Here is a 20,350-nt window from a genome sequence, read left to right on the forward strand (position 1 = left end):
AGCGGGGCGCCGCCGGGGGCCGGGAGACGGCGGCCGGCGACCGGACGGACGCGTGGGTTCAGCGGCCGCCGGGGGTGACGGCCGACGTCACCACCACGCGGCGGTCGCCGAGGACATGGACCCGGGAGACGGCGCCGGTCAGACCGTTCGCGGCGGCCCAGGCGTCGGCCTCCGCGGCGCTGCCCGGGAGCGGGACATCCGCCGCGAGGAGCACGGAGAAGCGTTCGGAGGGCCGGAAGTGCGTGGCCAGCGGGAGGGTGAACCCCACCCGCCCGCCCGGGCGCAGCACCCGCCGCCAGTCGGCGACCGCCCCGCTGCCGAGGAAGTGCAGCGAGGAGGCGCAGAGAACGACGTCGAGGGAGTGGGCGGCGGCCGGCAACGGCACCGCGTCGGCGAGGCGCCAGTCGATCGCCCCGCTCGCCGTCAGGGAGGCGCCACGCGCCCGGCCGGCCTCGATCATGCCGGGCGACACATCGACGGCAAGAACGGGCGGCGCGCCGGCGGGGCGGCTGCGCGCGAGTTGCAGGGCCACAGCACCCGCTCCACAGGCCACATCGGCGACGACGTCCGCCACCCCGGGCCCGACCAGCGCCAGCAGCGCCCGCGCGACCTCTTCGTGGTGCTCGTGGTCGTAACGGGGGGCAAGATCGTCGAAGACCCGGGCGAGGCTTGCGCTCTGCGTCACCGGGCGATCCTACGTGCGACTGCGCGGCTTCACGGTGGTGAACTCCGGCGGGCCGGCGTGGCGCCGGCCAAGAAGCGTGTCGAGGAAGTCCCCCGTGCCCGAGGTGAACAGGCGCGGCTCGTGCTCTCGTGACGTCATGCACCGCATCCCTCCCCCGAGAACCCCATGGTGCGCCGGGACCGTCCGGGCGTCGAGAGCGCCGACATCGAGGACATCGTTTCCCCGTCACCGCCCTCTCGGACGACGACTCACGCGCTGACAGCCCTGGAGTGTCGACAATCAGGCGGTTCGGCTCTGTCGGGGACCTTGTGATGTCTCATCTGAACGGCAGGTGCCGCCGCCACGTTCTCGCCCCCACACCCCCTGCTTCCCGCGCCTGCGGGGACGGCTCCTGTTGGGGTGATCACGGCGCCGGGTTGAAGACGACCTTCCAGCGGTCGAGGTGGCCTCGGTAGACGCCTGCGCGTACGTCCCCGATCTCCAGGGTCCACAGGCCGCGTGCCGGAGCCGTCACCTCGCCGGCGGCGAAGTCGAAGTACTGGGCCAGGTTCTCCCCGTCGTCGGTCTCGTCGGAATCCTTCAGGGTGTGGTAGCCGCCGTTCGGGTCGACGAGCGCGAGCGCGATCTGCCCCCGCACAGGATGCTTGATGTCGACCCAGACCCGGAAGCCGTACTCGGCGCGGCCGGTGTAGGTGGACCGGATGAGGGACCGGGTCCAGCCGCCGTCGGGGATCGGTACGTCGTCTTCGTTGCGCTGGTCCGGCCCGGTCGCGGCGGCCACGGACCAGGCGAACTCGGCCGAGGCGGAGGTGCCTTCGGCGTCGGTGACCGTGACGGTCGCCGTGCCCGTGGTCTTCGTGGCGGGCGTCCCGGAGACCGCGCCCGTCACGGGGTCGATCGTGACGCCGGCGGGCAGGCCGGTGCCGCTGAAGCGGAGGGTGCCGGGGCTGCTGCCCGACGCGGTGATCCGCAGTTCGATCGGCGCCCGGACGATCCAGACCTGCTCACGGGTCTCGTTGACGTACACCCAGGCGGCGCTGGACGCGGCTCCGGCGGGTCCGGCGACGGCGGTGCCCGTCTGGGCGCTGGTCGCCAGCAGGGCGCCCGAGGCGAGCAGGGCGCAGAGGGCCAGGGTCCCGCCGCGCCGGGTGTGGCGGAAGTCGGTGGTCATGGGACGTTTCCTCTCAGACCAGCTGGTGGTAGGTCAGGCGCCATTGGTCGAGCGTGCCCGTGCCCGAACCTGCCTTCGTGTCACGGATGCGCAGCTTCCACGTACCGGCGGGGCCCCAAGTGGTCCACAGCTCGTACTTCTTCCGCAGGCCCACCCCGTGGTCGTTCGGGTTGGCCCTCTTCACGGTGTAGACGAAGCCCGTGGGGTCGATGAGGTCGATGGCCAGCTGTCCCCGGTCGGTGTGGTCGCTGACCACGTCCACATCGATGTGGACGGTTCCGGTCCGGAAGTCCGAGTCCAGCGGCGCCAGGACCTCGCCGCCGTCGGGGATCACGTGGTCGGTGTCGGCGACGTGGACCAGGTGGTAGTCGTTGTCGATCGACCAGAAGAAGCTCGTCGAGCCCGTGCCGCCGGCCGCGTCCGTCACGGTGATGCTGGGCTCCCAGTCACCCAGGACGCCGGGCTCGCCGGTGATCAGCCCGGTGGCGGCGTCGATCGAGAGCCCGGTGGGCAGGCCGGACGCCTCGTAGCGCAGGGCGCCCGGCGTGGTGCTGCTCGCCAGAACCTGGGCCTCCACCGGGTAGTACCAGAGGTTGCTCAGGTGGTCGGGCCGGTCGACGGTGACGGTACCGGCGGCGTGGGCGGCCTTCGCCGGGGCGGCGGAGGCGGGCACGCCGGTGGCGAACACCGCCGCCGACACGAGGACCGCGGCGGCGACGAGTCCGCTCCCCCGCCGCCGGAGGTGCCTGGTGCGGGTGGTCACATGGGCTCCTTCTCACGCAACTGGCTTTTCCGCGCCCGCCGGTCGGGGCGCGGCCCGACGAGCGTGCCATCGCCACTGATCCGCTGTCACCAGTTAAAATAGGAAATCGGCTTGAAGTGCCCTTTTAACGTTTATATCAGCAAGCGCGAAGCGCGAAGACAACAGGATGTTCTGCCCCTGGTCGCGTGCGCGGCGTGTGATCAGGGGCGGAAGGCTTCCACCAGGCGGTCGGGCGCCGCCTGTTTCCAGGAGTCCACCAGGATGTCGCGCAGCTCGTCGATGTCCTCCAGCGCGCCGAGCCGTACCCGTACCCACGCCGAACTCGCCTCGTGGGGCGGCACCCAGAACTTCTCCGGTTCCGCCGCGATCAGTTCCGTGCGCTCGTGGCGCGGGCAGCGCACCGCGAACGACGTCCGGTCGTCGGGGACCGTGACGAACATCTTCCCCGCCACCCGGAACGTGGGCATGCGCCACGCCTCCTTCTCCACCGTTTCCGGGAGGGAGAGCGCGATACGGCGGACATCGTCGGCGTCGGTCACGGCGACCACTTTAGACGGACCCGACGGGCGGCGCGGCCGCTGGAAATTCACAGGTTCTTCGCGGAACGCGCGGACGCGCGCACGCGTCTTTCCTCTCGGCGCGGGGCCCTGGTGAGACATCGGACCGGGCCCGGCGCGTCCATGAGCCGAGGGCCGGCGCACAGGAAGGCTGTTTATGATCACGACCGGGGCCTGTCGTCCCGGCCGCGCCCGACCGCACGCGTCAACCCGGCGGCCCGGCATGCCGGTTGCCCGCCCCGTACTCCCGTGAGGAATCCCGCAGGTATGCAGCACATACTCCGCCACGCCTGTCGCACCCCGCTCCCCGGCGGGGAGGTGGCACTCAGATCTCGCGGTCGCTCCGGCGGACGCGAAGGAGCCCGCGCGTGACGTCGGAGCACGGGGCGTCAGGGCACGGGAAGGGCCGGCGCGGGGGCGCGCGCCGAAGACCGGCGGCGGGGCGGGCGGCGACCGCCGGCGCGTGGCAGCTCTTGTGGCGGATCGGGGAACGGGCGGCGCGGCTGCGGCGCCCCGACTATCCGCGGACGGGTCGTTCCGGGGTCCGCCGGTGGCTGCCGTCGTGGCGTCAGTCCCTCTCCCTGGTCGTGTTCGCCGTCGCCGGTCTCAGCGGTTTTGTCGCCTACGCGTACGCCGAGACGCGGATCCCGGAGAAGCTCAACTCCTTCGCCACCCAGCAGGACAACGTCTACTACTGGGCGGACGGCACGGAGTTGGCGCGCAGCGGCTGGGTCCAGCGGCAGGAGATGCCGCTGTCGAAGGTCCCCGAGCACGTCCGGGGAGCCGTACTGGCCGCCGAGAACGCGAACTTCTACTCGGATCCCGGGGTGTCCCTCTCGGGGATGGCCCGCGCCGTGGGCCGGATGATCACGGGCGGGGAGACCCAGGGCGGCTCGACCATCACCCAGCAGTACGTGAAGAACGCCTATCTGACGCAGGATCAGACCGCGTCGAGGAAGTTCGACGAGCTGCTGCTCGCGGTCAAGGTCGACAACCGGCTGAGCAAGGACCAGATCCTGGAGGGCTACCTCAACACCAGCTGGTTCGGGCGGGGGACGTACGGCATCCAGCGCGCCGCCCAGGCCTACTACGGCAAGGAGGTGAGCGAACTCGACCCGAGCGAGGCCGCGTTCCTCGCCTCCCTCCTCAAGGGCGCTTCCCTGTACGACCCGGCGCTGGGCGCGAAGAGCCGGGCGCGGGCGGTGGAGCGGTGGGGCTGGATCCTCGACCGCATGGTGACGACGGGGGTGCTCCCGGCGAAGCAGCGGGCCGCGTACACCCACTTCCCCGAGCCCAAGGCCCCGCCTCGCACCTCCACCGAGAGCGGGCAGCCCGGCTATCTGGTCGGGCTGGCGAAGACGTACCTCCAGAAGGCCGGGAAGATCTCCGACGCCGCCTTCGACCTGGGCGGCTATCAGATCTACACGACGTTCGACCGGCAGCGCACGACGGCCCTCGCGAGTGCGGTGGGCAAGGTCCGGAAGGGCTTCGACCCGAAGAAGCCGAAGGACAGGTACGCCCGCACCGGCGCCGCGTCCGTCGCCCCCGACGGGCGGATCCTCGCGGTGTACGGCGGTCCCGACTTCCTCACCCAGGGGTTCAACGAGGCCAACGCCGTGACCGTACAGGCCGGTTCGGCGTTCACGCCGTTCGTGTACGCCGCCGCGCTGCGTGACGGGGTACGGCGTGAGCGCGACGCGCCCCGGACGCCCGTGTCCCCCGACTCCGTGTACGACGCCGACAACGATCTGCCCGTCCTCACCCCCGAGGGCCCGTACTGGGACCGCAACGGCAAGGTGGTGAAGGGGAAGAACGACGGCGGACTGTCGTGGGGGCGGCTGACTCTGCACGACGCGATGGCCCGGTCCGCCAACACCCCTTTCCTCCAGCTGGGGATGGACGTCGGACTCGACCGGGTGGCGCGGGCCGCCCAGGACGCGGGCCTGCTCGGCGCCGGTCTGGGGCCACGGGTCCCGGCCTTCTCCCTCGGCAACTCCACACCGAGCGCGATCCGGATGGCGAGCGCGTACGGCACCTTCGCGGCGGGCGGTGTGCACGCGGAGCCGTACTCGGTCGTACGGGTGACCCGCAACGGCGAGCCGGTGAAGCTGGCCTCCCACCGGACGGACCGGGCGTTCAGCACCGAGGTGAGCGGGCAGGTCACGGACGCCCTGCGGGCCGCGTACCAGCGGAGCGCGGCCGCGTCCGGCGAGGAGCCGGTCCCGGATACCGCCGGCAAGGCCGGCACCACCGAGGACCACACGGCGGGCTGGTTCACCGGCTACACCGCGCGGGAGGCGACGGCCGTCGTCGTCTACCGGATGGACCTGAGAAATGTCACCCCGCTGCCCGTCACAGGCCTCGGCGGGGCCGAGGACGCCGATCTGACGTACCCGGGCCGGATCTGGTCCGACTACCTGAAGTCCGTTGCCGGGCACGGGGGATGACGGGACGTCGTCCACCGCGCAGCCGTGCCGAATCCCCCAGGAAGTGAAGGCCGCCGTGAGCCGCACCGACCGTAGCGACCGTAGCGACAGCCCCGACAGCCCCGAGAGCCGCGCGAGACCCGAGAGCCACGAAGGATCCGAGAGCCGCAAGAGCCGTAGCCGCGCCGCCCGGCGCGCGGCGCTGCCCCGTACCACTTTCCGCGCCAAGGTGGTCCTCGGTGTGGTCCTGGCCTGCGCGGCAGCCGCCGCGGCGGCCCCGCTCGTCAGCGGCGGCTCCGCCGACTCCCCCGCCGCGCGGGGCGACGACGCCTCGCGCGCCGGGGCATCGGCCGGAGCCGCGCCGGAGAACGGCAGCGGGCAGAAGGCCGGGGACGCCGACGAGTGGGACGGGAAGGTCGAGGTCCTGGGGGACGGCTCCACCTCCTACACCGGGCCGCAACCGGGCCAGTTGAAGCCCGAGCGCCTCAAACCCGGCGAGAAGCCTCCCCAGTTCGTGGTGTTCTCCTGGGACGGCGCGCTCCAGGGCGACGACAAGCTGTTCTCCCGCTTCCGCCAGGTCGCGAAGGAGAGCGACGCCCACATGACACTCTTCCTCACCGGCATCTATCTGCTGCCGGAGTCCAAGAGGCAGCTCTACAGGCCGCCGCAGCACGCGACGGGCGCGTCCGCCATCTCGTACCCGACCCCCCAGCACATCCGCGACACCCTGGACCAGCTCGGGAAGGCGTGGACCGAGGGCAACGAGATCGGCTCGCACTTCAACGGGCACTTCTGCGGCAAGAAGGGGGGCGGTGACTGGTCGGGCGCCGAGTGGAAGAGCGAGATCGGCCAGGCGGTGTCCTTCGTCAAGAACTGGAAGACGAACACCGGCTTCACCGATCTGCCGCCCCTGCCCTTCGACCCGGACCGGGAGATCACGGGAGGGCGCGCGCCGTGCCTGGAGGGGCAGAAGACCCTGCTGCCCGCGGAGAAGGCCGCCGGCTGGCGGTACGACGCGAGTTCGGCGGGGGACTTCCAGATCTGGCCGGCCAAGAAGAACGGGGTCTGGGACTTCCCCCTCCAGCTCCTGCCGTTCCCCGAGGGGGATTTCCAGGTGCTGTCCATGGACTTCAACCTGCTCTACAACCAGTCGGACGGCAGCACCGACGGCGATCCGGCGCAGTGGGCCGCCTGGCGCCAGCAGGCCCAGGACGCGTACATGAACGGCTTCGAGCGGGTCTACAACGGCAGCCGGGCCCCGCTGTTCATCGGCAACCACTTCGAGGAATGGAACGGCGGCATCTACATGGACGCCGTGGAGAACGTCATGCGTGACGTGTGCCCGCGCGAGGGGGTGCGGTGTGTGTCCTTCCGTGAGCTGGCGGACTGGATGGACGCCCAGGACCCCGCTGTCCTGGCCCAGTTGAGGAATCTGGACCCGGCGCAGGAGCCACTGTGGAAGTCGATCGTCCGCTGAAGTGGGTGAGAGGCCGCGAAGGGACGGCGGCCGGTGTCAGTCGGTGACCGGCCTGGGCTCGGGCCGCCCGCCGCGCTGGGCGGGCCGCCGGCCGGCCGGCTGCTGCGGCTCGGGGCGCTCCACCCGTTCCGGTACGTCCCTCGTCTGCGGTGACGTGGGCGAGACCGTCAGAGGCGTGCCGTAGTGGCTGATCTCCAGGGCCTCGCCGTCGGACTCAGGCATCGAGTACACCGCCTTCGACCCGCTGATCTCCACCCGCAGATGGCGTTTCTGGATCTGTACGTTGAAGGCGAGGCGGCTGAGCTGTTCGGGCAGCCGGGGGGCGAAGGCGAGGGTGTCGCCGTGGTGGCGCATCCCGCCGAAGCCGGAGACGAGCGCGATCCAGGTGCCGGCCAGGGACGCGATGTGCAGACCGTCCCGGGTGTTGTGTTCCAGGTCGGAGAGGTCCATCAGCGCGGCCTCCCCCAAGTAGTCGTACGCCAGCTGCACATGGCCCGTCTCGGCGGCCATGACGGCCTGGGTGCAGGCGGACAGCGACGAGTCCCGTACGGTGATCGCCTCGTAGTAGGCGAAGTTACGGGCCTTCTCCTCGGCGGTGAAGGCCGCGCCGCGCACGTGCAGGGCGAGCACCAGGTCCGCCTGCTTGACCACCTGCTTGCGGTAGAGGTCGAAGTACGGGAAGCGCAGCAGGAGCGGGTAGTCGTCCTCCCCGGTGGAGGCGAAGTCCCACATCTGGTGGGCGGTGAAGCCCGCCGACTGTTCGTGGACCCCCAGGTCCCGGTTGTACGGGAGGGCCATGCGGTCCGCCGCGTCGCGCCACGAGGCGCTCTCCTCGGTGTCCACCGAGAGCCGTACGGCGTCCTCCGGATACCGGTCGCAGGCGTCCGCGGCGGCGCGCAGGTTCTCCTGCGCCATCAGGTTCGTGTACGTGTTGTCGTCCGCGACGGCGCTGTACTCGTCGGGTCCCGTGACGCCGTCGATGTGGAACACGCCGGTGTGGTCGTGGTGGCCGAGCGAGCGCCACAACCGGGCGGTCTCGACCAGCAGTTCCACCCCGACCTCCCGGTCGAACATCTCGTCGTGGGAGGCGGCGGAGTAGCGCGCGACGGCGTCGGCGATGTCGGCGTTGATGTGGAAGGCCGCGGTCCCGGCCGGCCAGTAGCCGGAGCACTCACCGCCGTTGATGGTCCGCCAGGGGAACGCCGCGCCTTTCAGGCCCAGTTGGGCCGCCCTTTCGCGGGCGGCCGGCAGGGTGGAGAACCGCCACCTGAGGGCCTGGTCGACGGCCTTGGGAGCGGTGTAGGTCAGCGAGGGGAGGACGAAGCTCTCGGTGTCCCAGAAGCTGTGGCCGTCGTAGCCGGGGCCGGTCAGTCCCTTGGCGGGGATGGCCCGGCTCTCCGCGCGGGCCCCGGCCTGGAGGGTGTGGAACATCCCGAACCGTACGGCCTGCTGGATCTCGGTGTCCCCCTCGACCTCGACGTCCGCCTGCCTCCAGAAGCGGTCCAGGTAGGCGCGCTGCTCGGCGACCAGCCCCGCCCAGCCGGTCCCCATGGCGGCGGCGAGGGCGCCGTCCACCTGGTCGTGCACGGCGGGCAGCGAGCGGTTGCCCGACCAGCCGTACGCCACGAACTTCTCCAGCCGCAGCCGCTCGCCGGGGCCCACGTCGCCGGTGAAGGTGACCCGGCTCAGGTTGTCGCCGCTCTCGCAGAAGACGCCGGTCTCGCGGGGCCCCTCCACGACGTGGTCGGCGGACGCGGCGACCCGCAGCCCGCTGCGCTCGGTGCGGTGCACGAGCCGCAGCCGCCGTCCGTCCGAGTAGTGCTCCTCGGGTACGAGGGGTGACTCCAGGGCGGCCGCCGCCCGGGGGTCCCCGCCGGCCGCCGGGAGCTGTTCGTTGGCGACCAGTTCCGACTGGAGGACGATGCTGACCTCGGCGCCGACCGCCTCGACCTCGAAGGCGATCGCGGCGATGGCCCGCTGGGTGAAGGAGACGAGGCGGGTGGACCGTACCCGTACCGTACGGCCCGCCGGGGACGTCCACTCGACCGTGCGGTGCAGCAGCCCCGACCGCAGGTCGAGGACCCGTTCGTGGTGCCCCAGGCGGCCGTAGCGCAGGTCGAAGGGCTCGTCGTCCACCAGCAGCCGGATGATCTTGCCGTTGATGGTGTTGATGACGGTCTGGCTGGACTCCGGGTAGCCGTAGCCGGCTTCCGCGTACGGCAGCGGGCGCAGCTCGTACACCCCGTTCAGATACGTCCCCGGCAGGCCGTGCGGTTCGCCCTCGTCCAGATTCCCGCGCCAGCCGACGTGCCCGTTGGAGAGGGCGAACAGCGACTCGCTCTGCGGCAGGGCGTCCAGGTCGAGGGCCGTCTCGCGCAGGCACCACGGCTCGACGGCGTACAGCGGATGACTGATCACGCCCGCTCTCCCAACAGGTCGGCGAGGTCGTCCACGACGACGCTCGCGCCATGGCTCTTGAGGGCTTCGGCCTGGCCGGTGCGGTTCACCCCGATGACGAAGCCGAAGCCGCCGGTGCGGCCGGCGTCCATGCCGGCCAGGGCGTCCTCGAAGACGGCCGCGTGTTCCGGGTCGACGCCGAGGGCGCGGGCGGCGGCGAGGAAGGTGTCGGGTCTGGGCTTGCCCGCGAGGTGCTGCTCGTGGGCGACCCCCGCGTCGATCCGTACCTCGAACAGGTCCTCGATGCCGGCGCCGATCAGGACGTCACGGCAGTTGGCACTGGAGGAGACGACGGCGCGGTGGATCCCGGCGTCCTTGACGGCCCGTACGAACCGGACCGAGCCCGGATACGCCTCGACGCCCTTGGTTTTGATGTCCTGGAGGAGGAGGTCGTTCTTCCGCTCGCCGAGGCTGCGGACCGTGTCGCGGTCCGGCGGGTCGTCCGCGCTCCCCTCCGGCAGTTCGATCCCGCGCGAGGCGAGGAAGGAGCGGACCCCGTCGGCCCTCGGGAGCCCGTCCACGTACTCGTCGTAGTCGGCGACCTTGTCGAAGGGGCGGTAGCCGGGCCCGTCCCGCCGCTCCAGGAAGCCGTCGAACGTGGTCTTCCAGGCCGTCGCGTGCAGGGCCGCGGTGGGCGTCAGGACGCCGTCGAGGTCGAAGAGGCACGCCTGGATGTGCGCGGGGATTCCGAGGTCGGGGGATTCTTCTCCGGTCATGGTCCTGCCCTTCACGCGAATCACACGAAGCGGTCACCAGCCATGTCACCAGCCACGTCACCAGGCATAAATGCGGGTGATGATCTCCTGCCGGGGCACCTCGTCGGGGCCCGGGTGGCTGACCATCACCGGTACGTCGCTGGGATCACGCCCTTCCACCCAGTCGAACCCCTCGGCGTGCCCCGTGGTGACGTGGGCGTCCCGCTTCCTGAGGACTTCCTCGCAGCGCCGCAGCTCCTCGGCGTCCGCCGCCGTCCAGATCATGCACTGGAGCCCGATACCGCCGAGCGTGTGAGGAGCGTTGGATCCGAGGGCCCGCAGATAGAGCTGACAACCCGACGAACCGTCGACCATCAGGGCCGCCGTGGTGGTCCGCAGGGAGACCTCAAGCCCCAGCAGGTCGCGGTAGAAGCTCGCGGACTCGTCGAGGTCGAACACGTACAGCACGCAGGACGCCAGCTTCATGAAAACCAACCTACGCCGGGCCCACCGGTCCCGCTCGACCCTTGCGCCCACTTATGCGCCCCTTATTCGGTTTCGGCGCGGAAGGAGCAGAATAAGGAGAGGACAGCCCCTTGGAGGCGCACGATGACCCGTACCCGCTCCCGCTACTCGCCGGACCGCGGGCTGACCACGCGCATGGTGACGACCATGTTCCTGATCGGTCTGCTCTATGTGGTCCTCGTGGGTGTCCTGATCGCGCTGCTGAAGGGCGCGTGGCCGATCATCCTGATCGTCGCGGGCGCCCTGTTCATCGCGCAGTTCTGGTTCAGCGACCGCATAGCCGCCTTCGGGATGGGGGCGCACGAGGTCACCCCCGAGGAGGCGCCCGAGCTGCACGGCGCCATCGACCGGATCTGCGCGCTGGCGGACATGCCGAAGCCCCGGGTGGCCATCTCGCGCAGCGACATCCCGAACGCCTTCGCCACCGGACGCAGCGAGCGCACGGCGCTGGTGTGCGCCACCACGGGGCTGCTGCGCAGGCTGGAGCCCGAGGAGCTGGAGGGGGTGCTGGCGCACGAGATGTCGCACGTGGCGCACCGCGATGTGGCCGTCATGACCATCGCCTCGTTCCTGGGGGTGCTCGCGGGTGTCATCACCCGGATCGCACTGTGGAGCGGGGTGAGCCGCAGCAGCCGTGACGCGGGCCCGGCCGGTCTGGCGATCATGCTGATCCCGCTGGCCAGCGCGGTGGTGTACGTGCTCGGCTTCCTGCTGACCCGGATGCTGTCCCGCTACCGCGAGCTGTCCGCGGACCGTACGGCCGCGCTGCTCACCGGCCGTCCCTCGGCCCTCGCGTCCGCCCTCACGAAGGTGAGCGGCTCCATGGCGCGCATCCCGACGGAGGACCTGCGGAAGGCGGAGCCGTACAACGCGTTCTTCTTCGCTCCCGCGTTCTCCTCGAAGGCCAGCCTGGGGCGGCTTTTCTCGTCGCACCCGACGCTGGAGCAGCGCCTGGAGCAGCTGGCCCGGATCTCGACCGAACTGGCGCGGTAGCTCTCGTTCCCCGGTAGCTCTCGTACCCCCGCCGTCCGCACCCTTTGCCCGGAGGAGTTGGTCCCGTGGGTCTGCTCGACACCATCCTCGGCCGCAGCAAGCCGGTCCGCCCCGATCTCGACCAGCTCTTCGCCCTCCCCTCCGCCGCGATCACCCTCCAGGCGGGCGCCGGATTCACCCCCACCGGCCTCGGCTCGGTGTGTTTCGCGGGGGTCGAGGGCGGGAGCTTCGCCCGGGTCAGGGAGGACGTACGGGAGCTGCTGGACGCGGACACCGGGCGGGACGCCGGCCAGGGCGGCCATCCGGTGGAGTTCAGCCAGGACGCGTACGGCTACACCTGGCTGCTCGCCCGGCAACCGGCCGACGACCTCGGCGCCCTGGTGAACGACCTCCACGCGGTCAACACGCTGCTCCAGGACGGCGGCTTCGGGCCGCAGCTGCTCTGTTCGCTGGTCGGCTTCAAGGACGCCGAGCAGCGGCCTCTCGCGCTGGTCTACCTGTACAAGCGCGGCACGTTCTACCCGTTCGCGCCGCTGCCCGGCGGCTCCGAGAAGCGGGACAGCCAGCGGGAACTCCAGGTCAAGGCCGTGATCGGCGACGACCTGCGGATGGAGTCCGACCTGAGCCGGTGGTTCCCGGTCTGGGGCGCGCCGGGACTGGCCGTCAGCCCGTCCGGCGAGTGAGGACCAGCGCGGTGTTGCCCAGGGCGGCGTGACGGGGGTGAGCGCGGGCGCCCGTGTCGGCGGCGGTCAGCGCCCGGTCCAGGAACCTCAGCCGGCTGCGGTTGCGCCGGCGCTCGCAGGTCGCCCAGCTGCCGAAGACGATCCCGAACACGAGCATCAGCAGCGCCGTGGACCACAGTCCCTGGAGGGCCCACAGCGCCGGGGGCACCGCGAGGGCGGGGACGAGGACGGCGAAGAGCCAGGGGTGGCTCTCCAGCCTCTGCCGCCGGTGGGCCACCAGCCGGCGCAGGGCCGCGCGTTCGCGCGGGTCCCCGGGGATCCTGCCGCGCACCAGGTTGCGTTCGGCGTTTCTGCGGTCCAGCCACCGCTGTGTTCCGTACACGTCCACGCACTCCCCTCGGGCACCGGTATGGATCGTGTCCTGCGGGTACCCCCGAAAAGCGCGCGTAGGCCCGGGTATGGGCCACCGGTTCGCCGGCACGGCGGCGAGGCTTTCGCCAAAGGTCCCGTCGGAGAAGAGGCGCAGGTCCCGGTCGGTGCGGCCCGGGGCCCCTTGTGCGGTTCCTCACGCTCCGTAAGGGTGGAACCAGAAGTGTTATATGTCCCTCGATCGGACCTACCGTCGTGTTCGAACCCACCGGCTCCACCTCGTGGCGCATCGCGCTGCCGCACAGTGCGGCGGCCGTGCCCATGGCCCGTGCCCTGATCCGTACGGCACTTCTGGATCTGCGCGCCCCGGCCGACAGCGACGTGGCGGAACTCCTCACCGCGGAACTGGTCGCCAACGCGGTGAAACACACGGAGGGTGACGGGATCGAACTGGTGGTGGAGCTGCTCCCGACCGGCTGCCAGGTGGAGGTGCACGACCGCGATCCGGCGCCGCCGTCCGGCCCGTCGCTCCCCTGGCCCCCCGTCGAGCCCGATCCGTGGCCCGACCCGTGGGCGGAGAACGGCCGCGGCTTGCTGCTGATCAGCACGCTCAGCTCGGACTGCGGGCACCGCGTCACAGAGCGGGGCAAGGCGGTCTGGTTCACCCTTCCCGTGTACGAGGAGGTCCAGGTCCACCACGTGTGCGGGCCGCAGCGGACACGGGAGTGCCTGGAGGCGTGCGAGGAACCGTCCTGCTCCGGCCGGTGAGCCGCGCCGGGTCGGACGGGTCGCACGGGTCGCACGGGTCGACCCCGCTCAGGACGGATCGGACGAGTTGACCCCTGTCAGGACGCGTCCGCCAGCGTGGCGACCAGGACCGCCTTGATCGTGTGCAGCCGGTTCTCCGCCTCGTCGAAGACCACCGAGTGCGCCGACTCGAACACCTCGTCCGTCACCTCCAGCTCGGTGAGCCCGTGCCGCTCGTGGATCTCCCGCGCGATGGACGTGCCCAGGTCGTGGAAGGCCGGCAGGCAGTGGAGGAACTTCACGTCCGGGTTGCCGGTGGCGCGCAGCACGTCCATGGTCACCGCGTACGGGCGCAGGGCCGTGATCCGTACGTCCCACACCTCCTTCGGCTCCCCCATCGACACCCAGACGTCCGTCGCCACGAAGTCCGCGCCGGGCAGCCCTTCCGTGACGTCCTCGGTGAGGGTGAGCCGGGCCCCGCTGACCTCCGCGGCCTGCCGGGCGACCGTGAGGATCTCGTCGGCCGGCCAGTACTCGCGCGGCGCGACGATCCGTACGTCCATCCCCAGCAGCGCGCCGGTGACGAGGTACGAGTTGCCCATGTTGAAGCGGGCGTCGCCGAGGTAGGCGAAGGCGATCTCGTCCAGGGGCTTGTCGCTGTGCTCCGTCATCGTGAGCACGTCCGCCAGCATCTGGGTGGGGTGCCAGTCGTCGGTGAGACCGTTCAGGACGGGCACGCCCGCGTGCGCGGCCAGTTCCTCGACCGTCGCCTGGGCGTCCCCGCGGAACTCGATGGCGTCGTACATCCGCCCGAGGACCCGCGCGGTGTCCCTCGCCGACTCCTTCTGCCCGATGTGGGAGCCGGCCGGGTCAATGTACGTGGTGGAGGCGCCCTGGTCGGCCGCCGCCACCTCGAAGGCGCACCGGGTGCGCGTCGAGGACTTCTCGAAGATCAGCGCGATGTTCTTCCCGCGCAGGCGCTGGACCTCGGTACCCGCCTTCTTCGCGGCCTTCAGCTCGGCGGCGAGGGCGACCAGGCCGCGGAACTCGTCCGCCGTGAAGTCCAGCTCCTTGATGAAGTGGCGGCCTGCGAGGTGTATCGCCATGGGACTGCTCCTGAACGAGAAACGAGAAGAGGCTGGAACTATATACGAGTGGATGTATTGCTATACAGCGGCTTGTTCCGGGCTGTGCCGGACTCGGTGGACGGCGTCGGTGGATGGGCCGATGGCGTCAGCCGACGGCGTCGCGCTGGATCGGGCAGCTCATGCAGCGGGGCCCGCCCCGCCCCCGCCCCAGCTCGCTGCCGCGGATCTCGATCACCTCGATGCCCTCCCGCCGCAGATGGCTGTTGGTGGTGACGTTGCGCTCGTACGCGACCACCACACCCGGCTCGACGGCGAGCACGTTGCACCCGTCGTCCCACTGCTCGCGCGCCGCCGCGTGCACGTCCTGGACCGCCGTCAGCACCCGGATCCGGTCCAGTCCCAGCGCCGCCGCGATCGCCCGGTGCATGTGCTCCGGCGGATGGTCGGTGACCTTGAGTTCGTTGCCGCCGCTGCCCGGTTCGATGGTGTACGAGCGCAGCATGCCGAGGCCCGCGTACTGGGTGAAGGTGTCGGCGTCGACCATCGTCATCACCGTGTCGAGGTGCATGAACGCCCGGTGCTTGGGCATGTCGAGCGCGACGATCGTGGTGGCGGACCCGGCCGCGAACAGGCCCCGGGCCAGCATCTCCACGGCCTGCGGGGTGGTGCGCTCGCTCATCCCGATCAGCACGGCTCCGTGCCCGAGGACCAGGACGTCACCGCCCTCGATCGTGGACGGGTAGTCGTCCTGCCCCTCCGACCAGTGGTGGAAGGGTCCTGCCGCCGGGTCCGTGAAGAGCGGATGGTGTTTGTAGATCGCCTCGAAGTGCACGGTCTCGCGCTGCCGGGCCGGCCAGCGCATGGCGTTGATGGAGACGCCGTCGTAGATCCAGGCCGAGGTGTCCCGGGTGAACAGGTGGTTGGGCAGCGGGTCGAGGAGGAAGTCGTCCGGCTCCATCACATGGAACCGGACCGACGTCGGCTCGGCGTGCCGCTCCAGGAACTCCCGCTTGGTCATCCCGCCGACCAGCGCCTCCACCAGCTCCGCCGTCGGCAGCCCGTCGAAGACCGCCCTGAGGTGGTCGGTGGCGAGCGGACCGTACTCCTTCTCGTCGAAGACCCGGTCCAGGACGAGCCGCCGGGCGGGCGGCAGCTCCAGCGACTCGCGCAGCAGGTCCCCGAAGAGGTGCACCTCCACCCCGCGCTCGCGCAGCACCGCCGCGAAACCGTCGTGCTCCTCCTGGGCCCGGCGGACCCACAGGACGTCGTCGAAGAGCAGCGCGTCCTTGTTGCCGGGGGTCAGGCGCTTCAGCTCCAGATCGGGGCGGTGCAGTATGACGCGGCGCAGCCGCCCGGTTTCGGAGTCGACGTGGAATCCCATGTCCCCATCCTCACCGCACGACGCGCCGTTCACGCGAAGAACGCACCACCGTCCGCCGAATCGCGGGCCATGTCACAGTGTCGGCCGTGTCACCCCGGCCGTGTCACAGCCGCGGGTCCACCGGTTCCGACTCCAGCGCCAGTACGGCGAAGACCGCTTCGTGGACGCGCCACAGCGGCTCTCCCCCGGCGAGCCGCTCCAGGGCCTCCAGGCCGAGGGCGTACTCCCGCAGCGCCAGCGACCGCTTGTGGCCGAGGAACCGGTTCCGCAGCCGGGCCAGGTTCTCCGGCCGGGTGTACTCGGGTCCGTAGATGATCCGCAGGTACTCCCGGCCGCGCACCTTGATGCCCGGCTGGACGAGCCGTCCCTTGTCGTCCCTGGCGAGGGCTTGGAGCGGCTTGACGACCATGCCCTCGCCGCCGCGTTCTGTCATCTCCAGCCACCAGTCGGTGCCCGAGCGGACCGATTCGTCGTCACCCGTGTCCACGATCAGCCGCCGGGTGACCTGGAGCAGACCCGTCGGGTCGTGCTCCACCAGCCGGTCCAGCCAGGCGAGCTGCTGGTCGTGCGGGACGTCGGCGAGGCTGCGGCCCCGTACCGCGAGCAGTTGGAACGGCGCGAGCCGCGCGCCGTCCAGGCCGTCCGTGGTCCAGCAGTAGCGGCGGTACGCCTCCGTGAACGCGGTCGCGTCGACGGCCCGTTCGCGCTGGGCCGCCAGCAGTCCCGCCGCGTCGACGCCCCGGGCCACGGCGGCCTCCAGCGCCTGGGTGACCGCCGGGAAGGCGGCGCCGGCGGCGGCGCCCACCGCCGCGTACTGGGTACGGAGCAGTCCCGTGGCCTTGAGCGACCACGGCATCAGCTCGGCGTCCAGCAGCAGCCAGTCCGTGTCGAGTTCCTGCCAGAGCCCGGCGGCGGTGACGGCGGTACGCAGCCGCTCCAGGACCTCCTCGGTGACGGCGGGGTCGTCGAAGAAGGGCCGTCCGGTACGGGTGTGGAGCGCGCCGGTCGGTCCGCGCACGCCGAAGCGCGCCTCGGCGTCCGCCGCGTCACGGCAGACCAGGGCGACCGCGCGGGAGCCCATGTGCTTCTCCTCGCACACGACGCGGGTGACCCCGTCGGAGCGGTACTGCGCGAACGCCTCGGCCGGGTGTTCCAGGTACCCCTCCTCGTCCGACGTCGCGGTGGGCGACATCGTGGGCGGGAGGTAGCCGAGCAGGCGGGGGTCGACGGCGAAGCGGCTCATGACCTCCAGGGCCGCCGCCGCGTTCTCCTCCCGTACCGCGAGCCGCCCCATGAGGCGCGTCTCCACGATCCGCTTGCCGTGCACGTCGGCGAGGTCGAGCGGCCGGCCCTCCCTGCCGCCCGGCGCCTCGGCGACCAGCGGCTTGGCCGGTTCGTACCAGACCCGCTCGGCCGGTACGTCGACCAGTTCGCGCTCGGGCCAGCGCAGGGCGGTCATCCTGCCGCCGAAGACCGCGCCCGTGTCGAGGCAGATGGTGTTGTTGATCCACGAGGTGTTCGGCACGGGGGTGTGGCCGTAGACGACGGCCGCCCGGCCCCGGTAGTCCTCGGCCCAGGGGTAGCGCACGGGCAGGCCGAACTCGTCGGTCTCGCCGGTCGTGTCGCCGTACAGCGCGTGCGAGCGCACCCGGCCCGAGGTGCGGCCGTGGTACTTCTCGGGCAGGCCCGCGTGGCAGACGACCAGCTTGCCGCCGTCCAGGACGTAGTGGCTGACCAGGCCGTCGATGAACTGCCGCACCTCGGCGCGGAACGTGTCGTCCTCCCGCTCCAGCTGCTCGATCGTCTCGGCGAGTCCATGGGTGTGCCGGACGTTGCGTCCCTTGAGCCAGCGGCCGAGCTTGTTCTCGTGGTTGCCGGGGACGCAGAGCGCGTCGCCGGACGCGACCATGCCCATCACGCGGCGCAGCACGCCGGGGCTGTCGGGGCCGCGGTCGACAAGGTCGCCGACGAAGACGGCCGTACGCCCTTCAGGGTGGTGGCCTTCCACGTAACCGAGGGTGGTGAGCAGGGTGTCCAGCTCGGAGCGGCAGCCGTGGATGTCACCGATGATGTCGAAGGGGCCCGTGAGGTGCCTGAGGTCGTTGTAACGGCGTTCGAGGACCACCTCGGCGTCCGCCACCTCCTCCTCGCCGCGCAGGTGGTGCACCTTGCGGAAGCCCTCGCGTTCGAGGCCGCGCAGCGAGCGGCGGAGTTCGCTCCGGTGCCGCTTGATCACATGGCGGGGCATCCCGGCGCGGTCGGGACGGTCGGCGTTGCGCGCCGCGCAGACCTCTTCGGGCAGGTCGAGGACGATGGCGATGGGCAGCACGTCGTGCTCCCTGGCGATCCGTACGAGCTGGCGGCGGCTCTCCTGCTGGACGTTGGTGGCGTCCACGACGGTGAGCCGGCCGGCCGCGAGCCGCTTGCCGACGATGTAGTGCAGGACGTCGAAGGCGTCGCGGCTGGCGCTCTGGTCGTTCTCGTCGTCGGCGACCAGTCCGCGGCAGAAGTCGGAGGAGATGACCTCGGTGGGCTTGAAGTGGCGGGCGGCGAAGGTGGACTTGCCGGAGCCGGTGGCGCCGATGAGGACGACGAGGGAGAGGTCGGTCACCGGGAGGGCCCGCCGGGCGTCGGTGGTGGCGGCGCGGTCGGTCGTGGTGCCGCTCATGCGGTCGGTCCCTTCTCGGTGGCGGGGGTGTCGGTGCTGGTACGGAGGGTGAAGACGGCCATCTGCGTGGGTGGTCCCACCTCCGGGTCGTCGGCGCCGACGGGGACGTACGCGACCGTGTAGCCGTGCCGCCCCGCCACCTGTCCCGCCCAGTCGCGGAACTCGGCGCGGGTCCACTCGAAGCGGTGGTCGCTGTGGCGTACGTGCCCGGCGGGCAGGGTCTCCCAGCGCACGTTGTACTCGACGTTGGGCGTGGTCACGACGACCGTCGACGGGCGGGCCGAGCCGAACACCGCGTACTCCAGGGCGGGCAGGCGGGGCAGGTCGAGGTGTTCCACGACCTCGGCGAGGACCGCTGCGTCGTACCCCTTGAGCCGCTTGTCCGTGTACGTCAGGGAGCCCTGCGTGAGGGTGACGCGGGCCGCCTGCCGTTCGCCGAGCCGCTCCAGCTTGAGCCGGCGCGCGGCGATGGTCAGGGCGCGTACGGACACGTCGACGCCCATCACGTGCGTGAACCGCACGTCCTTGAGCAGCGCCTGGACCAGCTGGCCCTGGCCGCAGCCGAGGTCGAGCACGGTGCTCGCGCCCGCCTCGCGAAGGGCGGTGAGAATCGCCTCGCGCCGCTGGTCGGCGAGCGACGGCTCCTTCGGGGTGGCGGCGGAATCCGGCGCGGGCACGGCTTCGGATGCGGTTTCCGGCACGGCGTCGGGCACGGCTTCGGACACCGGTGCGGTGTCCGGCTGTACGGTGCCGTCCGCGCCGTCCCCCCGTACCTCCCCGGCCTCCCACTCCTCGTCCGGGGTCTCCAGGACAGCGTTGTCGAGGACCTCGACGTCGATGTCGTCCGCCTCGGCCAGCCTGACCAGCTCCAGGCGCTCCATGGCCCGCCGGGTCAGTCCCCAGCGGCGGGAGAGGTAGCGGCTGGTGATCAGCTTCTGCTCGGGGTGTTCGGCCAGCCAGCCCTCACCGGCCCGCAGGAGTTTGTCCACCTCGTCGGGCGCGACCCAGTAGTGCTTGGCGTCGTCGAGCACCGGCAGCAGGACGTACAGCTGGCGCAGCGCGTCGGCGAGCCGCATCTCGCCCTCCAGGACGAGCTGGACGTAACGCGACTCGCCCCACTGCGGAAACGTCACGTCCAGCGCGACGGGACGCGCATCGACGGACGTCCAGCCGAGCGGCCCGAAGAGCCGGCGGACCAGCTCGGCGCCGCCGCGCGCCGGCACGGCGGGCACCTCGATGCGCAGCGGCAGCGGACTCGCGGCCCGCTCGGGCAGCGCCCGGCAGTCGCCGCGCAGGGCGCTCTTGAACACCGTGCTCAGCGCGACCGCGAGCAGCGAGGAGGCTGCGTACGGCCGGTCGTTGACGTACTGCGCGAGCGCAGCGTCGGGCGCGCCGCCCCGGCTCTTGCCCTTGCCCCGCCGCACCAGGGCCACCGCGTCGACCTCCAGCAGCAGCGCGGCGGTGCACCGCTCCGCGGTCGCCTCGGGATAGAGCACATGGGCGGTGCCGTGCGCGGTGGAGAACGTCTGCGCCTTCTCGGGGTGCTTGTGCAGCAGAAAGCCGAGGTCGGTCGCGGGACGTTCCTGGGTGCCGGTCGTACTGATCGTCAAGAACACCCGCTTGAGTATTGCCTGATCGCGGGGGTACGACGAGAGGTTTTACGTG

18 protein-coding genes are annotated in these 20,350 nt (G+C 71.3%); 5 read left to right on the top strand and 13 right to left on the bottom strand.

Annotation, left to right across the window (positions count from 1 at the left end; all coding sequences use genetic code 11):
• Positions 1 to 58: 58 nt before the first annotated feature.
• The 5 genes from OG349_RS07815 to OG349_RS07835 all read right to left on the bottom strand — a co-directional run bounded on the left by OG349_RS07815 (position 59) and on the right by OG349_RS07835 (position 3,158).
• The gene (locus OG349_RS07815) at positions 59 to 685 is read right to left on the bottom strand and encodes a class I SAM-dependent methyltransferase (protein ID WP_327233913.1); all 627 of its coding nucleotides are present in this window, start codon (positions 683 to 685) and stop codon (positions 59 to 61) included.
• A 9-nt stretch (positions 686 to 694) separates the two neighbouring features.
• Positions 695 to 823 carry a hypothetical protein gene (locus OG349_RS07820; RefSeq protein ID WP_327233914.1) on the bottom strand — a complete coding sequence of 43 codons (129 nt, stop codon included), beginning with the start codon at positions 821 to 823 and terminating at the stop codon, positions 695 to 697.
• A gap of 265 nt (positions 824 to 1,088) precedes the next feature.
• Positions 1,089 to 1,856, bottom strand: coding sequence for a putative Ig domain-containing protein (locus OG349_RS07825; protein WP_327233915.1), 768 nt, complete (start codon positions 1,854 to 1,856; stop codon positions 1,089 to 1,091).
• Between the two features lie 13 nt (positions 1,857 to 1,869).
• Complete coding sequence (locus OG349_RS07830) at positions 1,870 to 2,619, bottom strand: proprotein convertase P-domain-containing protein (protein ID WP_327233916.1); 750 nt, start codon at positions 2,617 to 2,619, stop codon at positions 1,870 to 1,872.
• 200 nt (positions 2,620 to 2,819) lie between these two features.
• Complete coding sequence (locus OG349_RS07835) at positions 2,820 to 3,158, bottom strand: MmcQ/YjbR family DNA-binding protein (protein WP_327233917.1); 339 nt, start codon at positions 3,156 to 3,158, stop codon at positions 2,820 to 2,822.
• Positions 3,159 to 3,544: 386 nt separating this feature from the next.
• Between OG349_RS07835 and OG349_RS07840 the strand changes: the two genes are divergently transcribed.
• Together OG349_RS07840 and OG349_RS07845 are read left to right on the top strand one after the other, a co-directional pair.
• The gene (locus tag OG349_RS07840) at positions 3,545 to 5,623 is read left to right on the top strand and encodes a transglycosylase domain-containing protein (RefSeq protein WP_327233918.1); all 2,079 of its coding nucleotides are present in this window, start codon (positions 3,545 to 3,547) and stop codon (positions 5,621 to 5,623) included.
• A gap of 181 nt (positions 5,624 to 5,804) precedes the next feature.
• Positions 5,805 to 7,079, top strand: a complete 1,275-nt coding sequence (locus tag OG349_RS07845) for a hypothetical protein (RefSeq protein WP_442806369.1) — start codon at positions 5,805 to 5,807, stop codon at positions 7,077 to 7,079.
• Between the two features lie 36 nt (positions 7,080 to 7,115).
• On the opposite strand, the gene OG349_RS07850 is transcribed toward OG349_RS07845, so the two are convergent.
• The 3 genes from OG349_RS07850 to OG349_RS07860 are packed head-to-tail and all read right to left on the bottom strand — an operon-like array spanning position 7,116 to position 10,717.
• On the bottom strand, positions 7,116 to 9,497 hold the full coding sequence (locus OG349_RS07850) for a glycoside hydrolase family 65 protein (protein WP_327233920.1): 2,382 nt from the start codon (positions 9,495 to 9,497) through the stop codon (positions 7,116 to 7,118).
• Positions 9,494 to 10,252, bottom strand: a complete 759-nt coding sequence (locus tag OG349_RS07855) for an HAD family hydrolase (RefSeq protein WP_327233921.1) — start codon at positions 10,250 to 10,252, stop codon at positions 9,494 to 9,496. Before OG349_RS07855 ends, OG349_RS07850 begins: the two co-directional genes overlap by 4 nt.
• A 57-nt stretch (positions 10,253 to 10,309) precedes the next feature.
• A complete protein-coding gene (locus OG349_RS07860) occupies positions 10,310 to 10,717 on the bottom strand; it encodes a VOC family protein (RefSeq protein WP_327233922.1) in 408 nt (135 codons plus the stop codon).
• Between the two features lie 123 nt (positions 10,718 to 10,840).
• Between OG349_RS07860 and htpX the strand changes: the two genes are divergently transcribed.
• Both htpX and pspAB read left to right on the top strand, forming a co-directional pair.
• Entirely contained in the window at positions 10,841 to 11,749 is a 909-nt protein-coding gene (gene htpX, locus OG349_RS07865; protein WP_327233923.1) for a zinc metalloprotease HtpX, read from the top strand.
• Positions 11,750 to 11,814: 65 nt separating this feature from the next.
• A complete protein-coding gene (gene pspAB, locus OG349_RS07870; RefSeq protein ID WP_327233924.1) occupies positions 11,815 to 12,432 on the top strand; it encodes a PspA-associated protein PspAB in 618 nt (205 codons plus the stop codon).
• Here the strand turns inward: pspAB and OG349_RS07875 are convergent.
• Entirely contained in the window at positions 12,413 to 12,814 is a 402-nt protein-coding gene (locus tag OG349_RS07875; RefSeq protein WP_327233925.1) for a hypothetical protein, read from the bottom strand. The two genes, pspAB and OG349_RS07875, sit on opposite strands and share 20 nt — an antisense overlap.
• A 242-nt stretch (positions 12,815 to 13,056) precedes the next feature.
• Here OG349_RS07875 and OG349_RS07880 point away from each other — a divergent pair, with 242 nt between their 5' ends.
• Positions 13,057 to 13,569 carry an ATP-binding protein gene (locus OG349_RS07880; RefSeq protein WP_327233926.1) on the top strand — a complete coding sequence of 171 codons (513 nt, stop codon included), beginning with the start codon at positions 13,057 to 13,059 and terminating at the stop codon, positions 13,567 to 13,569.
• 77 nt (positions 13,570 to 13,646) lie between these two features.
• Here OG349_RS07880 and argF read toward each other — a convergent pair whose 3' ends face one another.
• The 4 genes from argF to OG349_RS07900 form a co-directional block, all read right to left on the bottom strand.
• The gene (gene argF, locus OG349_RS07885) at positions 13,647 to 14,654 is read right to left on the bottom strand and encodes an ornithine carbamoyltransferase (RefSeq protein WP_327233927.1); all 1,008 of its coding nucleotides are present in this window, start codon (positions 14,652 to 14,654) and stop codon (positions 13,647 to 13,649) included.
• A gap of 127 nt (positions 14,655 to 14,781) precedes the next feature.
• Positions 14,782 to 16,017 (bottom strand): arginine deiminase, encoded by a 1,236-nt coding sequence (locus OG349_RS07890; RefSeq protein ID WP_327233928.1) that lies wholly within the window; start codon positions 16,015 to 16,017, stop codon positions 14,782 to 14,784.
• A gap of 103 nt (positions 16,018 to 16,120) precedes the next feature.
• Complete coding sequence (locus tag OG349_RS07895; protein ID WP_327233929.1) at positions 16,121 to 18,685, bottom strand: polynucleotide kinase-phosphatase; 2,565 nt, start codon at positions 18,683 to 18,685, stop codon at positions 16,121 to 16,123.
• The gene (locus OG349_RS07900; RefSeq protein WP_327233930.1) at positions 18,682 to 20,301 is read right to left on the bottom strand and encodes a 3' terminal RNA ribose 2'-O-methyltransferase Hen1; all 1,620 of its coding nucleotides are present in this window, start codon (positions 20,299 to 20,301) and stop codon (positions 18,682 to 18,684) included. The genes OG349_RS07895 and OG349_RS07900 overlap by 4 nt, the downstream gene beginning before the upstream one ends.
• Positions 20,302 to 20,350 lie beyond the last annotated feature (49 nt).

The sequence above is a fragment of the Streptomyces sp. NBC_01317 genome (assembly GCF_035961655.1).
In the GTDB taxonomy this organism is placed as follows: domain Bacteria; phylum Actinomycetota; class Actinomycetes; order Streptomycetales; family Streptomycetaceae; genus Streptomyces.